We start from the raw sequence: 19705 nt of genomic DNA, 5'->3' as shown, positions 1-19705 counted from the left end.
AAAAAAATAAAAGTCACTAATTTATAAATTAGTGACTTTTATTTTTAAAGTTAGATGAAATTTAAAGAATATTATTCTTAACTTGTTTTAAATTCAATGCTTCAGATGGAATTTAAAGAATATTTTGAAATAAACTTAAATTGACATTGATTTAAAGTGATACATCATATTATATATTTTAATATATATACATATTAACAACAAGTAAATTTCACCTTTATTTTGTTAAAATTAAGTTAAATATGATGAGGAGTATTATTAATCTATGCTAAAGCAGCTTTTTGTTTTCTTCTTCTATTAAAATATTTCTTTAAACCTATTGAAATAAATGCTGTTACTACTGAACCAATTGCCATAGCAAGTAAAGCAAGTGCTGGTTTATTAATTGCTCCAAGAAGTACAACTATAGGACCTCCATGAGCAACACTATCTCTTATTCCAAATAAGAAACCTAATATACAAGCTACAGCACTACCTATCATGTTTGCAGGTATTATTGCTAATGGATCACTAGCTGCAAAGGGTATGGCACCTTCTGATATACCAACAAGACCCATGGCTAAAGCAGCCTTACCATTTGCTCTTTCTTCTTTAGTAAATAATTTAGTTTTTGAACCAATTAAAGTTGCAAGGCCCATTCCAAGAGGTGCAACTGGGATAGCACAAGCTTGAGCTCCCATAAATTGAGTTTGACCATTTGCTATAAGTCCAACACTAAACATAAATGCAACTTTTCCAAAAGGTCCACCCATATCAAAACCTTGCATTAAACCTATAACAAGACCTAATACTACTAAACTTCCAGAAGATAAAGATTGAAGTAAAGTAACCAATGATGCCATTAAAGATGATATTGGAGCACCAATTACAAATATAAATAAAAATGCTATGATTAAAGAACCTAATATAGGAATAATCATTATAGGAACTAAAGGTTGTAAAGCTTTTGGGAATTTCCAGGATTTAATCCATTTTACAATGTAACCAACTATAAATCCTGCTATAATTGCTCCTATAAATCCAGTTCCAGCTTTTGCACCATAAAATGAACCTTCATTTGCAATCCAACCACCTATCATACCAGGAGCTAATGCTGGTCTATCACCTATTGCATAAGCTATATAACCTGCTAGTATTGGAATCATAAGTTTAAAACCAACAGCACCTACTTCTAAAATTTTATTCCAGTAACTTCCTTCAGGAATTTGAAGACCAGCAGGAGTAGGCTTACCACCTATGGCTAATGATAGAGCAATTAAAATACCACCTATAACAACAAAAGGTATCATAAAGGATACACCATTCATTAGGTATTTATATAATCCTACTTTTTCTTTAGAAGAGTTACTTAAGTTTTCATTTCTATTTCCTTTAGATGAGTATACAGGAACGTCATCTTTAAGAGATCTTTCTATTAAGGATTTAGGACTATCTATAGCTTCTTTAGTACCAGTAATTATAACTTTTTTGCCGCTGAATCTGTCTAAATCAACTTGTTTATCACAAGCTACAATTATAGCATCAGCTTTTTTTATTTCTTCTTCTGTTGGAATGTTTTCTACACCTACAGAGCCATTAGTTTCAACTTTTATTCCTATACCCATTTCTTTAGCAGTTTTCTTTAGTGAACTTTCAGCTAAATATGTATGAGCTACACCAACAGGACATCCAGTAACACCTATTAAAAATTTACCTGTGCTACTAGGTATAGTTGACTCTTCCTCTTTTGAGTTATCATTCATAAGATCAAAGATTTCCTTTTCATTTTTAGCATTTAATAATCCTTTTTTAAAATCTTCATCTAGAAGTTTTGAAGTTAGTTTTGATAAAGTTTTTATATGAAGATCATTTGCGTTTTCAGGAGTTGCTATTAAAAAGAATATTTTAGTAGGTTTTCCATCCATTGCTCCGTAATCCATTCCTTCTTTGCTTATACCAATAGCTACAGATGGTTTTATTACTGAACTAGATTTTGCGTGGGGAATAGCTATACCATCTTCAAGTGCAGTAGATAATTCTTCTTCTCTTTTAAGTACATCTTTGATAAAAGAATCTTTATTGTTTATTCTTTTATCTTTAAATAATAATTCAGATAATTCTTTTATAATTCCTTCTTTGTTTTTAGATTTTAGGGACATATTAACTAAGTCTTTTGAAAAAAAGTTAGATAACGACAATTATTACACCTCCAAAACGTTTTCTTAAATAGATAATATCATAGCATTGTAAATTTGTAAATACAAATTTGTAATACTTAATTAGTTGTGATAAATTATAATATAGATAAAGTTATTTTAATTTTAATTTAACTATTTTAGTAACTATACAATTATATCTTTCCCATAAAAACTATTTTAATGATTTATCCATTGATAATTTTATATAAAACAAGTACCATAGTTCTTAGTAGCAAATATATATGGAAATATGGAGGTATAAAATTGAAGTATATTGACGTTTATAATGACATAAAAAGAAAAATAGAAGATAAAGTGTACCATCCTTGGACTACTCTTCAAGGAGAAGAATTTTTATGTGAAATGTATGGAATAAGTAGAACAACTATAAGAAAAGCCATATCAAAACTAAGACAAGAAGGATATATACATTCAAGACAAGGATCAGGTATATTTGTAAATCCACCAGAGTTTTATGAAGAAAAGAATTTAAAGACTTTATCAGAGAGAATGGAGAAAAAACAAAATATAGAAAATAATATATTAAAATTTAAAATAATTAAGGCAGGGAAAAAACTTGCTGATTTATTTAATATAGCTATAGAATCAGAACTTTATTATTATAAAAGATTAAGATCTATAGAAGATGAACCTAAAGTTTTAGAAGAGACTTATATGCCTAAATATTTATTTAAAGATTTTTCAGAAGAAAAAGCAAAGAGCTCTGTTCTTAAGTATATTGAAAAAGATTGTAAACATGTTATAAGTCATGATGTGAAAAATATAACTGCCATTAATATAACTAAAGAATTATCTGATTTATTGCAAATAAAAGAAGGAATTGCCACTCTTCAAATCGAACATAAAGTTTATCTTATTAAATCTGTTCTTGCCCAATATACAAAAGAAATACAAGTTAAAAACAATATAAAATTTGTATCAGTTAGATAATAACTATTAGAAAAAGTTTTATTTTATTTTTAATAAAAAGATTTAATAAATAAAAATTTTATAGTATTAGGAGGAATAAGATGATTAGAATTGGAATAATAGGAACAAATTTTATAACTGATCAATTTATAGAAGGATGTAAATTAGTAAAGGATATTAAAATAAGTGCAGTTTATTCTAGAACACTAAAAAAAGCAGAAGAATTTTCTAAAAAATATTCAATAGAAAATAGATTTACTAATTTAGAAGATATGGCTAAAAGTAATATTATAGACGCAGTATACATAGCAAGCCCTAATTCTCTTCATAAAAAGCAATCCTTATTATTTTTAAATAATAAAAAGCATGTGTTATGCGAAAAACCTAGTTGTTCTAATGTAAAAGAATTAAAGGAAATAATTGAGGTTTCTAAAAAAAATAAAGTTCTATTTATGGAAGCTATGAAATCTAGTTTTATGCCTAATTTTAAAACTATAAAAGAGAATTTATATAAAATAGGTAAAGTTAGAAGATATTTTGCAAGCTATTGTAAATATTCTTCTAGATATGACTTATATAAAGAAGGTAAAAACCCTAATACATTTAATCCTAAATTTTCAAATGGAAGTCTTATGGATCTAGGAGTTTATTGTATATACCCTGTAATAAACTTATTTGGAATTCCAAATAAGATAGATGCTAATGCCTTTAAATTAGAGTCAGGGGTAGATGGACAAGGAAGTGTTTCTTTAAGTTATGATTCAATGGATGCTATAATAATGCATTCAAAAATAGCTAATTCTTATATGTTAAATGAAATAGAAGGAGAAAAAGGAACTATAGTTATAGATCAAATAAGTACTCCAGAAAATGTGAAAATAATATATAAAGATGGAAAAAAAGAAGATATAACTAGAAAACAAATTAAAGAAAATATGTGTTATGAAATAGAAGAATTTGTGAATTTGATAAAAGAAGGGAAAATAGAATCTACCATAAATTCACATGAGTTATCATTTAATGTTATGAAAGTTTTAGAAACATCAAGAAAACAATTTGGATTGTTATATGATGCAGATAAAGAATAATAAAGAGTGATTTTATAAATATTATTTTTAAAAAATTAATTTATTATAAAAATAAGTTATATATTTAATATAATTATTAATCTAAAATTAAAAAAGCTATAATTTAAAATAACTAGGATGATTAATTGTTTATCATCCTAGTTATTTTTATTTTATATTAACAATGTATATTTATTTAAATTGTTTATCATTTTTTAAAGTAGTATATAATTTTTTTATATTATTTGAACATAATAAATTCATGTTTTCTCTTATTTTTTCTATTGATAAATTCCACCATTTGATTTCTAAAAGCATTTCTATTTCTTTATCAGAGAATCTTTTCCTTATAGGTTTAGCAGGGTTTCCTCCTACTATAGTATAAGGGTCTACATCTTTAGTAACTAAAGCTCTAGTTCCAATAATTGCTCCATCACCAACTTTAACTCCAGGCATTATTATAGCTTCAGTTCCTATCCATACATCATTTCCTATTATAGTATCAGAAGCTTTTTGAAATCCATCTATAGTATCTTTGCCAAATTCACCATTAGAATTCATATAGAAAAAAGGGTAAGAAGTTATAAAGTCATGTCTATGACCTTGGTTTCCTGCCATAATAAAAGAAGCACCAGAACCTATAGAACAAAATTTGCCTATTTTTAATTTATCTACATCATCTCTATCAGGAGATAAATATCTTACACAGTAATCTTCAAAATGTTTACCGTGGTAAAAACCAGAATAGTAAGAGTAATCTCCTACTTCTATATTTTTATTAGTTATGTGATCTTTTATTATATATCCTTTAGTCCAATTTTCAAATATGTTATTCATTATTTTATTGCCTCCTATGCAAAATAAATATTTATTATTTATTTTTGTTTATATATTTTATTTTATCCAAAGCATAGAAGGCATATTAAATTGTCATTACATTAGTAGACATAGGTTTAGATTCACTCCTTACTGTAATTTCATTTGATAGTAAATAAATTAAAATACTTAAAATATATTATAGTTTTTATATTTAAATAAAGCAAATAGTATATATTTAAAATTATTCATAATTTTAGTCTTGACTCTCCATTAAACGGAGGGTTTATTATATAATTGTAAATTAAATATGCGCGCATAGAGGTGGTTCAATGTTTAGAATAGGAGAATTTTCTAAACTTAATAAAATATCAATAAAAACATTAAGACATTATGATGAGATAGGATTATTTAAACCTGCCAAGGTAGATTATTTTACAGGTTATAGATACTATTCTTCAACTCAAATTAAAAAATTAAATAAAATAGTAGCATTAAAAAGTATGGGATTTTCATTAAAAGATATTAAAAAGATTGTAAATGATAAATTAAGTATTGAAATAATTACTCAAATGCTTGTTAAAAAGCAAGAAGAAATTAAAAGTAATATAAAAAAAGAAAATGACAAGTTTAGTAAGGTTAAATTCTTATTAGAAAGAATTAAAAGAGAGGATGATAAATATATGTTAAATTATGATGTTGTTATAAAAAAAGGAGAAAGTTTAAAAGTTGCATCAATAAGACGTACTATACTAAATTATAGTGCACAACATGATTTATGGGTAGAATTAATGGGATATTTAAATGAAAGTGAAATTAAAAAAGGCAAAATTTCTATGGCTATTAATTATGATAAAGACTATAAAGAGAAAGATGTAGATGTTGAAATTTGCCAAAGTATAATAGGAGATTTAAAAGAAAGTGAAAATATTAAAACTAGAAATATAAAATCAATAGATAAAATGGCATGCACTATACACAAAGGTAAGTATGAGGATTTATGCTATGCATATGAAGCTCTTCAGAAATGGATTGAAGCTAATAATTATAAAATTTCTGGAAATCATAGAGAGATATATATTAAAGGAGAGCGTTTTACAAAAAATCCAGAAGAGTATATAACAGAGGTACAAATTCCAGTTGAAAAAAATAATTAATTTAGAATGTATAAAAATTCAGATTAATTAAATTTTCAAAATATTAAGGATAAACCAATAAACTTATCCACAATGTGGATAAGTTTATTGGTTTGCTGTTTATAACAAACCATTTTTGTATTTTGTTCTTTGGGATAGATTTAAATTATAATATAAATATAGAAATAATACCAGTAAAAAAATTGAAATTTATAATTATTTTTTAGATACTAAAAATGTGGTAATAAGATTATAATTACTTTAATTTTTTATATAAAGTTTTTATGGTATAGAAATAAATCTAAATAAATGTTGTAAAGAATTTTCTGAAACATAATAGTTTCAATTTAGATTGAAGCTATGATTGTTAGTAGATTTTAATGAAAATATAGACTATAAAAAGTTAAAGGGCTCATAGTTACTATTCCTTAGTTATTTATATAAATATAATTATGTGTTATAAATAATTTGTTATAATTATAAATAAGTTAAAAAATAGTTTTTACTAATATATTTATAATTAATTATAGAATGAAGGATTTAGTTAATGGATTTAAAAGGAGAATTTGAAATGAGTGATAATAATTTTGGAAAAGTAGTTTTAATAACTGGTGGAGTTAGAAGTGGTAAAAGTGAATTTGCAGAAGAACTTTTAAATGATAAAGAAGATGTTTTATATATAGCAACAGCTAAAACATTAGATAAAGAAATGGAAGATAGAGTGTATATCCATAAAAAAAGAAGAAAAAATTCATGGAAAACTTATGAAGGATATAAAGACTTAAATTATAAATTAAAAGAGTATGATGAAAAATATATACTTTTAGATTGTGTCACTAATATGATAACTAATTTAATGTTTGATGAAAAAATAGATTATGATAAAGCTAAATTTGAAGAGTTAGAAGATATACTTAAAAATATAAAAAATGAATTTTATAATCTTATAAAAAAGGTAAGAGACTCAGGGAAAACAATAGTATTTGTTACTAATGAAGTAGGGTATGGAGTAGTTCCAGAATACAAACTTGGAAGAATCTTTAGAGATTTTTCTGGTAATATAAATAAATACATAGCATCATTAAGTGATGAAGTATTTTTAGTATCTTGTGGTATACCTTTAAAATTAAAATAAAAAATTATGTGAGGAGGATAAAAATTGGAAAATAAAAATGAGAAAGTAACTTTATGGACTTGTCAAAGAAATATTGTTCTTAATACTATTAAAGAAAAAGGAATATATCATGTTAAGAAAGAGTTTATTGAAAAAAAATATAGAGAAGTAGCAAAGATTTTTTTAGAACCCTATGGATGGTTTATAAATAAAGCAGAAAAGATATTACCTAAACCTAAAGGAGCTGAATATCCTATTTGGTTATCAGAGGATCCTAAGTATGTAGGATGTTATGAGGATTCTGTTATATTAAAAATTGAGGTGGATTCAGATAAAGTTATATTATTTGATAGAGAAAAATGGAATCGTATACTTAATCTTTCTTATGTACCTAAGGATAATAAGGATTTAGAAGAATATAAAAATAAATTAAAAGAGCAAGGTATATATGATGAAACAGAAGTATATATGAAAAATTTTTATCCATTTTTGAAAAGCAAAGTTAAAAAAAGCTGGGATAGATTATTTGATGATAAGATAGTTTTATCTCAATCTAGACAAGCAGCATTATGGGAAATACAAAAAGATTGGGTAGTAGAAGTTATTAATCCTAGATAGATAATAATTAAATAAATATTAATTTAGCAATTATTTTAAAGGGCTTAATATTAGAATTATGAAATCAATAAAATATTTGTAAAATTTTTAGAAAATTTCAACAATAACTATTATAGGAGGCATAATTATGATATATTGCCAAAATGTTAAAAATAATAAAATTAAGCTATGGACAAGACAACATAAAAATGTATTAAAAGAGATAGAAGAAAAAGGAGAATATATAGTAAAGAAAGATTATATTAAAGAAAAGAATGATACTATAGCTGATTATTATATTAAGTTATATGATTGGTATAGTTCAAAAGCAGATAAAATAGTTTCTAGACCAGAAGGGGTATCCTATCCTATATGGCTTTCAACTTCAAAAGAATTAAGTCTTCAACCTGTAGAAGGTACAGTTATTTTAGAGTTAGAAGTAGATATTAGAAATGTAGTATTAACTAATTTTGAAAAGTGGGGATATGTAGTAAACTATTGGTATGTACCTATAAATAAAGAAGACGAGATAAAACATAAAGAAGAATTAAAAAAATATAATATATATGATGAATCAGCTTTAATAATGAGTTCAAAAGGAAATTTTTATCCTTTGTTAAAAAATAAAATTATAAATAGTTGGGAAAGAATTTTTGAGGTGAATGATAAAAATCCAGGTATGACTCAAGCAACCATTTGGCAGATAAAAAAAGAATGGATTGTGGACATTTTATATAAGTAAAGGTTTTATTAATATTTTTGAAATATGTATATATAATGAGGTTTTATATAGGAAATAGGGGGTATTTGCAATTTTATTACTGTAAATAGCCTTTTTTTTGTTGGACATATTTTTTAGTAAGTATATAATGTATGAATGATAAAGATTCTTAATTAGAATAATAAATTGTAGTCACATATTTGACAGGAGTGGTAGTTTTGAATAATAAATCAAAAGCAGTATTTCTTATGCTATTATCAGCACTAGGATTTGCTTTTATGGCAGCAATGGTAAAGTTAGCAGGAGATATACCTTTAGCTGAAAAAGTTTTTTTTAGAAACTTAGTAAGTTTTATAGTGGTTTTTGTAGCAAGTAGAAATAGTGGAGAGAGTCTTATATGTAAGAAAGAAAATTTTAAATATGTATTAGCAAGATCATTACTAGGATTAACAGGTGTTTTCTTATATTTTTATTCTATAAATAATTTATATTTAGCAGATTCTTCTATGATTAACAAGCTTTCACCTATTTTTATAATTATATTTGCAGCTATATTTCTTAAAGAAAAACTTAATGCTGTTAAAATAATTTCTATGGTAGTTGCTTTTATTGGAGTTTTATTAGTAATAAAACCTCAGTGGGATTTGAGTATATTACCAGCGGCATCAGGCCTTTTGTCAGCAGCTTTTGCTGGAGGAGCTTACACAATGGTAAGATATTTGAAAGATAAAGAAAAACCTGCAACTATAGTTTTTTATTTTTCTCTTATATCAGTAGTTGGAACATTTCCTTTAGTTCTTTTAAATTTTAGTAAACCAACATTAAATCAGTTAATATATCTTATACTTATTGGTATATTTGCAGCTATAGCACAAATAGCGTTAACATATTCATATAAATATGCACCTGCTTCAGAAGTTGCTGTATATAATTATACTAATATAATTTTTTCTGCTATTTTAGGATTTATAATATGGCAAGAAACACCAGACGCCTTAAGTATTGTTGGTGGAATAATTATAATTTTAGTAGCATTAGTAGTATATTTATATAATAAAAAAAATGATAATTAGTAAATATAATTTAAAAACTTATAAAACAAATAGTATTATTTGTTTTATAAGTTTTGTTTTTGTACAAAAATTACTAATTATAAGTAAGTTTAAAAGAAATATTTAAATTCTTTTATATGGATATTTTAGAAAATCAATTAAAGTTATTTATCTCTATTTATTGATACAAGTTTATAATCTTTAGATAAAATGCCTTTATATAGTTTACTTAATATGTCTCCACCTTTAATAGAAAATAATATACCATTAGCACCATAGCCTAAGCAATACCATATATTTTTATTTTCAGGGTCAGGACCTATGTATGGAAGGTTATCTTTTGTTGTACCGAAAGCTCCATTGTATTTAAAGTCTATAGAATAGTTGAATTGAGGAAATAATTTATTAAACTTTTCTACTAAGGCATCATATTTTTTTTCAGCCATTTTATTTTCTAAAAGTTCAGGAATAAAACGAGTATCTTCACCGCCTATTATAATTCTATTATCTACTGTTGTTCTAAGATATGTATAAGGATCCTCACCATCTCTAATTAAACAATGATTATGCCATCCAGTTATTTCTTTTAAAGGTGAAGTTACTATATTATAAGTAGTATATATATCACAATACTTTTTATTTGTAAAAGTGTTTATGTCATATCCTGTTGCAACGATGACTTTTTCGCAGGTTATAGTGTTATCATTTTTAGTTTTTAAAATCACACTATTATTTGAATGGACAAAATCTACAATTTCAGTATCTTCATATATTTTACAGCCCATCTTTTGAATTTTTTCTATAAGTGCTCTTGTGAATTTTACTGGATCTATTTCAGAACCTCCTGATTTAGAATAAACTCCTGCCTTTATATCAAAAGAAAAATCATAGTTTGTAGAATTTTCATCTATAAAATCAACATCAAATCCATTTTCTATTCTTTTTTCATAATCATATTTTAGCTTATCAATTTTTTTAGGATCAGTTGTATATAAAAGACAATCTTTAATTTTATAATCGCATTCTATGTTAAGTTCATTTATGATATCTTTTAACATATGAAGAGCATCATCACCAAATTTATATCCTTCCATTATTTTGTTTAAACTATAATCTTTTTCAAGATCTATAATAAAATCATCTAGTTCATATTGAAGAAGGGAAGTAGTGATTGAAGTAGAACCTTGAGATATTTTATTTTTTTCAACTAAAATTGTTTCTATATTTTCTTTTGCAAAGAAATATGCACAAAGAGCACCGGTAATTCCACCGCCAACTATAACTATTTTTGAACTTATATTATTATTTAATTTTTCATAATTTGTATCAATATCATTTCTATCTAAAAAATATGAATTTCCTCTTACTAATTTCATATATATCCTCCTAAGGTAATTTTATAATAATAGTTTTATAATAATATTATTCCAAGAATCACATGATATATGTAATGTTAAAAATAATTCTTAATAAGTCATAGAAAATAATCAAATAGAGGATTTTAGTTTTTATAAAATTATGATTTTATAAAAGTTAATAGGATTTTGAATTTATTTAAATGAGGTGTTTATTTAGATAAGCCTATATAATTAAATTGACATAAAAGAGTATTTAATATAACATTAGTAGTTGTAAAACTTAATAAATTTTAGGTGCCTTTTTAACTGAAGGGTAAAAGGGAATGCAGTTTAAATCTGCAGCAGCCCCCGCTACTGTATTTAAGGACAAGCTCTTATTTAAAACCACTATAAACGGGAAGGTTAAGAGTAAGGAAGAATTATAAGTCAGGAAACCTGCCTAATTTGTATAATTGTAAAGCTTTCGGAGGGAAAGAATTTTATAACAATTTTAGTCCATTTTTATGGTGCTTTTTTGTGATGAAAGATAAGCAATATACTTTTGTATATTGCTTTTTAAATTGCTTATTTAAGGGAGAAATAATGGTTAAAGAAAAAAATTTTAAATTAGTAATCAGTTTATGTATAGTTATTCTTGTTTTGGTATTCTTAGTATCTTTAGCACTTGGAAAAGCTAATATTTTAAGTTTAAAACAAGATATAGGTAAGATTATATTAATTAATGTTAGACTTCCAAGAGTTATATTAGCTATGGTAGTTGGAATGGGGCTTTCAATTAGTGGAGTAGTTCTTCAAAGTCTTTTAAATAATCCATTAGCAGATTCTTATACTCTTGGAATTTCTTCTGGAGCAGCTCTTGGAGCTTGCATTGCAATATACATAAATATAGCAACATCTAAAGATATACCTATTCAGTTTATGGCAGTAATCTTTTCAATGCTTGTTTTCATAACTGTTTTAAAGATAGCTAAAGCAAAAGGAATTATAACTACTTCAAGTTTAGTTCTTGCAGGAATAATTGTTAGTTCTACCTGTCAAGCTGGAGTTAGTTTTATAAAAAGTATTTCTGATGAAGATTCAGTTTCAATAATTTATTGGCTAATGGGTAATTTAAGTTCTAAAAGCTTGAAACAAGCTTTTATTTTAACTGTTTTTGTGATGATTGGATTTTTCTTTTGCGTAAAATATTCTAGTGAACTTAATATTATGACTTTAGGAAGAAAAGAAGCTATTCTTTTAGGTGTTGACTATGATAGGGTATATAAAATATTCCTTGTGGTATGTTCTATAATTACTGCCCTTTGTGTTTCACTTTGTGGAATTATAGGATTTGTAGGATTGGTAGTTCCACATATAGCAAGACTTCTTTTAGGAGCTGACAATAAAAAAGTTATTCCAGCTAGTGCTCTTATGGGAGCAATATTACTTTTAGTTGCAGATACTGTAACAAGAAGTATGCTTAAAAATGAATTGCCAGTAGGGGTACTTACAACCCTTATAGGAGGACCATTTTTTTGTTACATATTTATTAATAGAAAAAATACAATGGAAAATTAGTAGGAGTTTTTTTATGGGGATACTTGAAATAAGAAATTTAAAGGCTTTTGTAGGTAAAAAAGAAATACTTAAAAATATAAATATTTCTTTTGAAAGAGGAAAGTTTTATGGAATAATAGGGCCTAATGGTACCGGTAAAAGCACTTTGTTTTCAGCTATAACTGGTATTATAAAAGATATAAAGGGAGATATATTCATAAAAGGAGATAATATTAAATACTATAGTATTGATGATTTATCAAGAGAAATATCTCTTATGTCACAAGAGTTTCAGATTAAATTTCCTTATACTATAGAAGAAATAGTAGCTATGGGTAGGTTCCCGTTTTGTGGTAGAAATTTAAAATCTAAAGATATAGATATAATTAATAGATCTTTAGAAGATACAGAACTTATAAAAATAAAAAAGAAAAAAATAACAGAGCTTAGCGGGGGAGAAACTCAAAGAGTATTTTTTGCTAAAACTATATGTAAAAATACAGATATAATTTTAATAGATGAAGGCTTTAGTAATGCAGATATTTATTATAAAATCAAGTTTTTAAAACTTATTAAAGAAAAAGCAAAAGAAGAAAACAAGACAATAATATTTATAATGCATGATTTACAGATAGCTAGAAAATATTGTGATGAATTAGTTATTTTAAATAAAGGATCCGTTTATAATTTTGGGAAAAGTAGTGAAGTTTTAAATAAGACTGCATTAAAAGATGTGTTTAATATTAAAGGGGAATTTATAAAAGATTCTTTAGAGGTTTATTAAAATATTACTGATATAGAAGGGAAGATAATAATGAGAAAGAAGTTACTAGTAGTTTTGAGTTTGATGTTTATACTTGTTTTTTCAGCTTGTGCTAAAACAACAACAACATCTACTAATGGAAAGGAAGAATCAATAAAAATTCAGGATGATTTAGGAAAAACAATAGAGTTAAAAGAACCAGCTAAAAAAATAATTTCACTTTATTCTGCACATACTGAAAATTTATTTTCACTCCAATTAGATAAAGAAATAATAGGAGTTAGTAAATCAGACAAATATCCTAAAGAAGTTTCAAAGAAAAAAGTTTATGATTATAAGGAAGATCCAGAAAATATAATAAAGGCTCAACCAGATGTTGTATTATTAAGAACTACTACTGCAAAAGCCCATAAAGATTTTGTGAAATCTTTAGAAAATGCTGGAATAAAAGTTATAAGTCTTTATCCTAAAAAACTAGAAGATTTTGATAAATACATAAAAACATTAGGAAAAATAACAGGAAAAGAAAAAGTAGCAGAAGAAAAATTAAATAGGTATCATAAAAATTTAAATGCTATAAAAACTAAAAGTAGTCAAATAAAAGATAAAAGAAAAGTATATTTTGAAAGTACTACTAATGATTTAAGAACAGTTACAAAGGATAGTTTTGCAGGTAAAGCTATAGAATATGCTGGTGGAATAAATGTAGCAAAAGATGCTACTAGTTTAAAGAAAAGTAGTATAGCAAGTTATGGAACTGAAAAAATACTTTCTAAAGCATCAGAAATCGAAGTATATGTAGCTCAAAAAGGAGTTATGAACCGTACAGTTTCTGTAGACAAAATAAAGAAAAGAGCTGGCTTTGATAAAATAAATGCTATTAAAAATGATAGAGTTTATATAATAAATGAAAAATTAATATCTTCTCCTACATTTAGATATGTAGAAGGAGTAAAGCAACTACAAAAATTTATGTATGACAAGCCAACTAAATAAGATACGTGCTAATATTTAAATAAGATATAATTAAATATTATATAAAATAAAACCTGAAATTAGAAATTTCTCTTTTCAGGTTTATTTATTGTTAAGGAAATTGTAATTTTACAAATATATGTTTTTGTTCATTTAAGAAGATAAATTAGGTTTTTATATTAATAGTTGATTTTATATTTATTAAATAAATATTATTTAATAAATATTATTATATTGACATAAGTAAATATTTCATATAATATAAAAAAGAAAATTGAATACGTAATTAGGTGCCTTCTTAGGGAAGGGTAAAAGGGAATGCAGTTGGAATCTGCAGCAGCCCCCGCTACTGTATTTAAAGACAAGCTCTTATTTAAGCCACTGGAAACGGGAAGGTTAAGAGTGAGGAAGAATTATAAGTCAGGAAACCTGCCTATATTAAGAAAATTAGACTTTCGGAGGGAAAGATATATTTAATATTTAATTATTTTATTTTATGATTGAGTTTATCTTAAATTTTAGTATTATACATATTTAATATATTAAAATAGTTTAAATTAACTATTTAATCTATAAGAATATTTTATTTATATCCTTAAATGATTTAGTATATTAATATTTTATTGTGTAAAATATTAAATTAGTTCGTTTAATCATAATATTAAAATATATAAGGAATTTGAACAAATAAGTTTGATATTAAGTATGGTGGTAAACTTCAAAGGTTACCACCTTTTTGTTATTTATTAAATTATAAATCTTTTTATAAATATTAAAAGATGGATTAAGATTTTTTAGTAAAGTGAAGCATCCCTTTGTTTCTATATAAATAATAAGCAAAAGATTACGGATATATTTTCCTAAATATAATGACTTTAATTGTTATAATAGTTATGATATTAGTAGAATAATAAAAATATAAAATATCAGTATATTAGTTGACTTTTTATTTAGATATTACTTATATAAATGATATAAAAAGGAGCATTTTTAATATGGCAAAAATAATGATACAAGGAACAGCTTCTTCAGTAGGAAAAAGTGTATTAGTTGCGGCGTTATGTAGAATATTTAAGCAAGACGGATATAAAGTTTGTCCCTTTAAATCACAGAATATGTCTTTAAATTCTTATATAACTTTAGATGGAAAAGAAATGGGAAGAGCTCAAGTAAGTCAAGCTTATGCAGCAGGATTAGAGCCACAAGTTTATATGAATCCTATACTTTTAAAACCATCCTCAGATAGAAAATGCCAAGTTATTCTTAATGGAAAAGTATACGGAAATAGATCAGCAATGGAATATGAAAATTTGAAAATTAAGTTTAAAGATATGCTTAAAAAGCAATTTGAGGAGCTTGAAAATAAATTCGATATTGTTGTTATGGAAGGGGCAGGAAGTCCTGCAGAGATAAATTTAAGAAAAAATGACATAGTTAATATGGGAATGGCAGAGCTTATAGATGCACCAGTACTTTTAGCAGGAGATATAGACAAAGGTGGAGTATTTGCCTCTCTTGCTGGAACTATGCTTCTTTTAAAAGATGATGAAAAGAAGAGAGTAAAAGGCACTATAATAAATAAATTTAGAGGAGACATAGAAATATTAAAACCAGGTATAGATATGATAGAAGATATAATAAAAATTCCTTGTTTTGGAGTAGTACCTTATAGAAAATTAGATTTAGAAGATGAAGATGGAGCTATAGAATTTAATAAAGAAGTTTACGACAAAATTGATATAGCTATAATAAAACTTCCCCACATATCAAACTTTACAGATATAGATGCTTTAAGAAATGAAGAAGATGTATCTATAAGATTCATAGAAAATATAAAAGAATTTAAAAATCCAGATTTATTAATAATACCAGGAAGTAAAAATACAATTGAAGATTTAATGTATTTAAGGAAATCAGGACTTTATAAAGCTATAAAAGATTATAGTAAAACTGGAAAAGTAATAGGTATTTGTGGCGGGTATCAAATGCTTGGAAAAACAATAAAAGATCCCTTTAAAGTTGAAACAGATAAGGGTGAAATAGAAGGACTTGGACTTTTAGATATTGAAACTACTTTTGAAAAAGAAAAAGTTACAACTAGAGTTAAAGCTTTAGAAAATGTAGAGAATGAAATAAAAGAAAACTATGTTTATGGATATGAAATACATATGGGAATAAGCAGTTATGGAAAAGAATCTAAACCTTTATTTAAGATAATAGAAGAAAATGGTGAAAAAGTTCAGATATTAGATGGAGCTATAAATGAAAAAGAAAACATAATGGGTACTTACATACATGGTGTATTTGATGCAGTATATTTTAGAGAAAAAATAATTAATCTTTTAAGAGAGAAAAAAGGAATAGATAAAAAGAAATCTAAAATATTCGAACACTTAAGAGAAAAAGAACTTGATAAATTAGCAGATATAGTAAGAAAAAGTTTAGACATAGATAAAATATATTCAATCATGGGTATGAAAGGACCTGAAAAATAACATTATATAGAAGATTTAATTAGAGGAGAATTACATGCTACAGTATTATATATTTCAAAATTTTATAGATATAATTATAGCAGTTTTTATAGATTTTTTAATAGGAGATCCCTATGGATTTCCTCATCCTATTATATATATAGGTAAACTTATAAGTTTTTTAGAAAAAAGATTTAGAAAGATATCTAAATCTAATAACTCTTTAAAATATTTTGGAGGAGCTATTGTACTTATAGTAGCTTTTGTAAGTTTTATGGTACCTTTTATTATACTTAAATTTTTAAGGATAAATTTTTACCTGTATCATGGAGTTAATATAATTATAATTTGGACAACTCTTTCAGCTAAATGTTTAGCAAAAGAAGCTTTAAAAGTTTATTATGCTTTAAAAGAAAATGATATAGAAAAAGCTAGATTAAAGCTTTCATATATAGTAGGTAGAGATACTACAAGTTTAAGAGAAGATGAAATAATAAGAGCAGATGTAGAAACTGTAGCTGAGAATACTTCAGATGGAATAATAGCACCGCTTTTTTATGCAATACTTGGAGGAGCACCTCTTGCTATGATGTATAAAGGTATTAATACTATGGATTCAATGCTTGGATATTTAACAGCTAAATATAAGTATATAGGATTTTTTCCAGCTAAAGTTGACGATGTTTTTAATTTTATTCCAGCTAGAATAACAGGAATACTTATGTGTTTAGTTTCTCCTATAACCTCTGGTAATATTTTTACAAGTTTTAAAATTATGATAAGAGATAGGAAAAATCATAAAAGTCCAAATTGTGCTTATCCAGAATCTGCAACTGCAGGAGCACTTAATATAGAGCTAGGTGGAACTAATGTATATTTTGGAGAAGTAATAGAAAAACCCACTATGGGTGATAGAAAAAAGGAATTAAATAAAATACATATAAAAGAAAGTATAAAAGTTCTTTATGCATCAGAAATTTTAATGCTTATATTTTATGGATTGTCAGTATTTGGATGCTATAGATTAATGAACTAAAAATAATAAAATAAAAGGTGATTTATATGCACGGTGGAGATATATATACAGAAGGAATATTAAAAGGAAAAAATCTTATAGATTTTAGTTCTAACATAAATCCTTTAGGAGTTCCAGAGAGTTTAAAAGAAAATATAAATGAAGTATTAGAAAATGTAAAAGTATATCCAGATATTAAGTATAGAAGTTTAAAAAACAATATAATAAATTATTTAGATAGTTTTTATAAATATTTTGGATTTAATAAAAAAGATGATCTAATAAAATTTGAAAATGAGGATATAGTTCTAGGAAATGGTGCTATAGAAATAATAGATTTATCTATAAGTTTGTTTAATAGTATAACTATTGTAGTTCCCTCTTTTGTAGAATATAAAGATTGTTCTAAAAAATGGGGATTAAATATAAATTATTCTAAATTAAATGGGGATATGACTTATAATTATGAAAATATAAAAGAAAGTTTAAAAAATAGTGATGCTCTTATAATAGCTAATCCTAATAATCCTAGTGGTAATGTTATAGATAAGGATAAGTTTAAAGCTGTATTAGAATTTGCTGAGAAAAATAATAAAACTATTATTATAGACGAAGCATTTGTAGAGTTTACAGGAAAGAAAAATATAAGTTTATTAAACTTATGTAGTAAATATAAATGCATTATTATAATTAGAGCTTTAACTAAGTTTTTTGCACTTCCAGGAGTAAGATTTGGATATGGAATAACTAAAAACAAAAATTTAATAAAGAAAATAAAAGAAAAGCAAAATCCATGGAATATAAACTCTCTTGCAGAAGTTGCAGTTAACTATGTGTTAAAAGATGAAAAATATATAAATAAATCTATAGAATATATAGAAAAAGAAAGAGAATTTATACTTAAAAACTTAAGAGAAATAAATATATTTGAAAAAGTATATAAAACTAATAGTAATTTTGTGCTATGTAAGCTTAAAAATTTAAAATCAGGTTATATAAAAGATGTTTTACTAAAGTCAGGAATAGTTATAAGGGAATGTTTTGATTTTGAAACTTTAGATGAAAATTATATTAGATTTGCTATAAAGAGTAGAGAAAATAATAATAAACTAATAAGTTTATTAAAAAATATATAACTGAAAATTAACTGTACAGATTAGTTTATATAATAAAAATATTATTGAAATAAAGTGTATAAAGGCCTAATATATTTTATTTTTTAAATTTTAAATGTAAATATAGGGGGAAATAAAATGAAGAAAAAGTATCTACCATTTTTAGTAATAGCTTTAGTTTTTACATTGACTCAGAATGTACATGCAATGCATATAGCAGAAGGATTTTTAGCACCAAAATGGTGTTTAGTTTATTTTGTAATTAGTATACCTTTTATAGTAGTAGGATTAAAACAAATTAGAAAAAAGACTTCCAAAAACAAAGATTTAAAAATGTTACTTGCAGTAGTAGCAGCATATTGTTTTATATTGTCAGCTATGAAAATACCATCAGTTACAGGTAGTTGTTCTCATCCAACAGGGACAGGACTTTCAGCAATAATTTTTGGACCTTTTGTATCTTCAGTAGTAGGTTTTATTGTACTTGTATTTCAAGCAGTGTTTTTAGCTCATGGTGGAATAACAACTCTTGGAGCAAATACATTTTCAATGGGAATTATGGGAGCTATAGTTTCTTATGTTATATTTAAAGGATTAAAAAATAAAAATAAAAAAGTAGCAGTATTTTTAGCAGCTATGATTGGAGATTTAACAACATATATTGTTACATCTATTCAACTTGGACTTGCATTTCCAGCAAATGATGGTGGAGTATTAATGTCTTCTTTTAAATTTTTAGGTGTGTTTTCAATAACACAAATACCACTTGCAATAGTAGAAGGTTTAATAACAATAATGATATTTGAATTTATAGAAAAACACTCTAAAGAAGAACTTAAAAGTTTAGGGGAGGTATAGA

Annotated in this window: 17 protein-coding genes and 2 riboswitches; of the genes, 14 read left to right on the top strand and 3 right to left on the bottom strand. The window is 25.1% G+C overall.

Annotated features, from left to right (window positions below; all coding sequences use genetic code 11):
- Nucleotides 1–263: 263 nt before the first annotated feature.
- Nucleotides 264–2177 carry a PTS fructose transporter subunit IIABC gene (locus ABDZ71_RS08905; RefSeq protein ID WP_343760882.1) on the bottom strand — a complete coding sequence of 638 codons (1914 nt, stop codon included), beginning with the start codon at nt 2175–2177 and terminating at the stop codon, nt 264–266.
- Nucleotides 2178–2441: 264 nt separating this feature from the next.
- Between ABDZ71_RS08905 and ABDZ71_RS08900 the strand changes: the two genes are divergently transcribed.
- Nucleotides 2442–3128 (top strand): GntR family transcriptional regulator, encoded by a 687-nt coding sequence (locus tag ABDZ71_RS08900; RefSeq protein ID WP_343760881.1) that lies wholly within the window; start codon nt 2442–2444, stop codon nt 3126–3128.
- An 80-nt stretch (nt 3129–3208) separates the two neighbouring features.
- Complete coding sequence (locus tag ABDZ71_RS08895) at nt 3209–4195, top strand: Gfo/Idh/MocA family protein (RefSeq protein ID WP_343760879.1); 987 nt, start codon at nt 3209–3211, stop codon at nt 4193–4195.
- Nucleotides 4196–4366: 171 nt separating this feature from the next.
- Here the strand turns inward: ABDZ71_RS08895 and ABDZ71_RS08890 are convergent, their stop codons facing one another.
- A complete protein-coding gene (locus ABDZ71_RS08890) occupies nt 4367–5011 on the bottom strand; it encodes a CatB-related O-acetyltransferase (RefSeq protein ID WP_343760878.1) in 645 nt (214 codons plus the stop codon).
- Between the two features lie 311 nt (nt 5012–5322).
- Between ABDZ71_RS08890 and ABDZ71_RS08885 the strand changes: the two genes are divergently transcribed.
- From ABDZ71_RS08885 to ABDZ71_RS08865, 5 genes are all read left to right on the top strand, one after another.
- A complete protein-coding gene (locus ABDZ71_RS08885; RefSeq protein ID WP_343760876.1) occupies nt 5323–6147 on the top strand; it encodes a MerR family transcriptional regulator in 825 nt (274 codons plus the stop codon).
- A 550-nt stretch (nt 6148–6697) separates the two neighbouring features.
- Nucleotides 6698–7261 carry a bifunctional adenosylcobinamide kinase/adenosylcobinamide-phosphate guanylyltransferase gene (cobU, locus tag ABDZ71_RS08880; protein WP_343760875.1) on the top strand — a complete coding sequence of 188 codons (564 nt, stop codon included), beginning with the start codon at nt 6698–6700 and terminating at the stop codon, nt 7259–7261.
- A 24-nt stretch (nt 7262–7285) separates the two neighbouring features.
- Complete coding sequence (locus tag ABDZ71_RS08875; RefSeq protein ID WP_343760873.1) at nt 7286–7858, top strand: DUF3841 domain-containing protein; 573 nt, start codon at nt 7286–7288, stop codon at nt 7856–7858.
- Nucleotides 7859–7985: 127 nt separating this feature from the next.
- Nucleotides 7986–8579 carry a DUF3841 domain-containing protein gene (locus ABDZ71_RS08870; RefSeq protein WP_343760871.1) on the top strand — a complete coding sequence of 198 codons (594 nt, stop codon included), beginning with the start codon at nt 7986–7988 and terminating at the stop codon, nt 8577–8579.
- Between the two features lie 197 nt (nt 8580–8776).
- Nucleotides 8777–9631: a DMT family transporter gene (locus tag ABDZ71_RS08865; RefSeq protein ID WP_343760869.1), complete on the top strand. Its 855-nt coding sequence runs from the start codon at nt 8777–8779 to the stop codon at nt 9629–9631.
- A 143-nt stretch (nt 9632–9774) separates the two neighbouring features.
- On the opposite strand, the gene ABDZ71_RS08860 is transcribed toward ABDZ71_RS08865, so the two are convergent.
- Nucleotides 9775–10986 (bottom strand): NAD(P)/FAD-dependent oxidoreductase, encoded by a 1212-nt coding sequence (locus ABDZ71_RS08860; protein ID WP_343760867.1) that lies wholly within the window; start codon nt 10984–10986, stop codon nt 9775–9777.
- Nucleotides 10987–11243: 257 nt separating this feature from the next.
- Nucleotides 11244–11425: riboswitch (cobalamin riboswitch) on the top strand.
- 125 nt (nt 11426–11550) lie between these two features.
- Here ABDZ71_RS08860 and ABDZ71_RS08855 point away from each other — a divergent pair.
- The 7 genes from ABDZ71_RS08855 (at nt 11551) to ABDZ71_RS08825 (ending at nt 19704) form a co-directional block, all read left to right on the top strand.
- Nucleotides 11551–12525 (top strand): FecCD family ABC transporter permease, encoded by a 975-nt coding sequence (locus ABDZ71_RS08855; protein WP_343760865.1) that lies wholly within the window; start codon nt 11551–11553, stop codon nt 12523–12525.
- A gap of 13 nt (nt 12526–12538) precedes the next feature.
- Complete coding sequence (locus ABDZ71_RS08850; RefSeq protein WP_343760863.1) at nt 12539–13288, top strand: ABC transporter ATP-binding protein; 750 nt, start codon at nt 12539–12541, stop codon at nt 13286–13288.
- A 30-nt stretch (nt 13289–13318) separates the two neighbouring features.
- The gene (locus ABDZ71_RS08845) at nt 13319–14263 is read left to right on the top strand and encodes an ABC transporter substrate-binding protein (RefSeq protein ID WP_343760861.1); all 945 of its coding nucleotides are present in this window, start codon (nt 13319–13321) and stop codon (nt 14261–14263) included.
- 250 nt (nt 14264–14513) lie between these two features.
- Nucleotides 14514–14693, top strand: a riboswitch (cobalamin riboswitch).
- 544 nt (nt 14694–15237) lie between these two features.
- Nucleotides 15238–16737, top strand: coding sequence for a cobyric acid synthase (locus tag ABDZ71_RS08840; protein ID WP_343760859.1), 1500 nt, complete (start codon nt 15238–15240; stop codon nt 16735–16737).
- A gap of 34 nt (nt 16738–16771) precedes the next feature.
- Nucleotides 16772–17752 carry an adenosylcobinamide-phosphate synthase CbiB gene (gene cbiB / locus ABDZ71_RS08835; RefSeq protein ID WP_343760857.1) on the top strand — a complete coding sequence of 327 codons (981 nt, stop codon included), beginning with the start codon at nt 16772–16774 and terminating at the stop codon, nt 17750–17752.
- 26 nt (nt 17753–17778) lie between these two features.
- On the top strand, nt 17779–18867 hold the full coding sequence (locus ABDZ71_RS08830) for a pyridoxal phosphate-dependent aminotransferase (protein WP_343760855.1): 1089 nt from the start codon (nt 17779–17781) through the stop codon (nt 18865–18867).
- Nucleotides 18868–18984: 117 nt separating this feature from the next.
- Nucleotides 18985–19704, top strand: coding sequence for an energy-coupling factor ABC transporter permease (locus tag ABDZ71_RS08825; RefSeq protein WP_343760853.1), 720 nt, complete (start codon nt 18985–18987; stop codon nt 19702–19704).
- The last annotated feature ends 1 nt before the right edge of the window (nt 19705 follow it).

Source organism: Clostridium oceanicum (genome assembly GCF_039521385.1).
Lineage (GTDB): Bacteria > Bacillota > Clostridia > Clostridiales > Clostridiaceae > Clostridium_F > Clostridium_F oceanicum.
The sequence above is the reverse complement of the archived record's forward strand: the minus strand, read 5'-3'. Positions and strand labels throughout refer to the sequence as shown.